Annotated in this window: 1 protein-coding gene; it reads left to right on the forward strand. The window is 61.1% G+C overall.

Annotated elements, in window-relative coordinates:
* Positions 1 to 242 precede the first annotated feature (242 nt).
* Positions 243 to 1598, forward strand: a complete 1356-nt coding sequence (locus MMB74_RS27255; RefSeq protein ID WP_277431706.1) for an IS110 family transposase — start codon at positions 243 to 245, stop codon at positions 1596 to 1598.
* The last annotated feature ends 23 nt before the right edge of the window (positions 1599 to 1621 follow it).

Genomic DNA, 1621 nt, shown 5'->3' on the forward strand with positions numbered 1-1621 from the left:
GAGATCCTCTCAAACTTCCTAAGCGGGCGCCCCCCCTACCCGAAGGGCAGAAACTCAGAGGCACTAAACTGGGCGCGTCGAGGGACGTGGCCGTCAGCTTTTTGGTGGTCTACCCCGTTCTCAAACATGGTCCAGGGACCGATGCGGACCCAGCATTGGTGACGCCGCGAGGCGATCCCGTTCAGGAAAGTGATCAATACCGCTGTCCCGCCCTCGACACTTCTCATGGGTGGAGGGTTGGCATGAAGGCACCAAAATCGGCAGGCACCAAGCACAGGTCGGACATTTCGGTCATTCATCCCGATGCGGGTGGCATCGACATTGGCGCGCAGTTCCACGTGGTCGCAGTCGGCCCCGAACGCGACGCCGAACCCGTGCGTTCGTTTCGCAGTTTCACGAAAGAGCTCCACGAGCTTGCGGACTGGCTCGAGCGGGTCGGGATTACCACCGTGGCGATGGAATCGACTGGCGTCTACTGGATCCCGGTGTTCGAGATTTTGGAGGGGCGCGGTTTCGAGGTAGTCCTCGTCAACGCCCGCGACGCGAAGAATGTGCCGGGGCGCAAGACCGATGTGAACGATGCGCAATGGCTGCAGAAGCTTCACTCGTACGGGCTGCTGCGAGCAAGCTTCCGTCCAAGGCACGATGTAGCGACCTTGCGCGCCTATCTGCGACAACGGGAACGCCTGCTCGACTACGCCGCGGCGCATATCCAGCATATGCAGAAGGCGCTGACGCTGATGAACGTTCAGCTGCATCACGTGGTGGAGGACGTGACAGGCGTCACCGGCATGAGGATCATCCGCGCCATCGTCGCCGGCGAACGCCGTGCTGACGAACTCGCCAAGTATCGTGACGTGCGCTGCAAAGCCTCCGTCGAAACCATTCGCGACTCCCTAATCGGCCACTACCAAGCCGAGCACGTGTTCGAGCTCACGCAGGCGCTGGCGCTTTACGATTTTTACCAAACCCAAGTTGCACAATGCGATGAGCAAATCGAAGCGGCGCTCCGACACCTGCAGACTGGTGTCGAACCGCCCACCACGCCGTTGCCCGCACCACGTGGCCGAATGAAGCAACCCAACAGTCTCAAATTCGATGTGCGTGCCGCGTTGTATAGCATGCTGGGCGTCGACCTCACGCAGATTCACGGCCTGGGACCATACGTTGCGCTGAAGCTCGTCGCCGAATGCGGTAACGACATGTCGCGCTGGCCCACAGCGAAGCACTTCACATCCTGGCTGTGCCTCGCGCCTGGCAACAAGATCTCAGGCGGCAAGATCCTCTCCTCAAAGACACGACGCTCCTCTAGCAAGGTGGCCGCTGCGCTGCGGCTGGCCGCGACGACGGTCGGCAGAACCGACACGGCCCTAGGTGGCTTCTACCGGCGCCTGTCGGCCCGCATTGGCAAGGCTAAGGCCGTCACGGCCACCGCTCGCAAGATTGCCGTGCTGTTCTACAACACGCTGCGCTACGGCACGGAGTACGTCGATCCAGGTGCAGCCTACTATGAGGAGCGTTATCGGCAGCGGGTGCTTAACAATCTGACACGCCGGGCCGACTCGATGGGCTACGTCCTACAACCGAAAGCGAGCTAAGGCGAGGGAGTTTCTCAGGAAAG

The organism is Trinickia sp. Y13 (assembly GCF_029522115.1).
In the GTDB taxonomy this organism is placed as follows: Bacteria; Pseudomonadota; Gammaproteobacteria; order Burkholderiales; family Burkholderiaceae; genus Trinickia.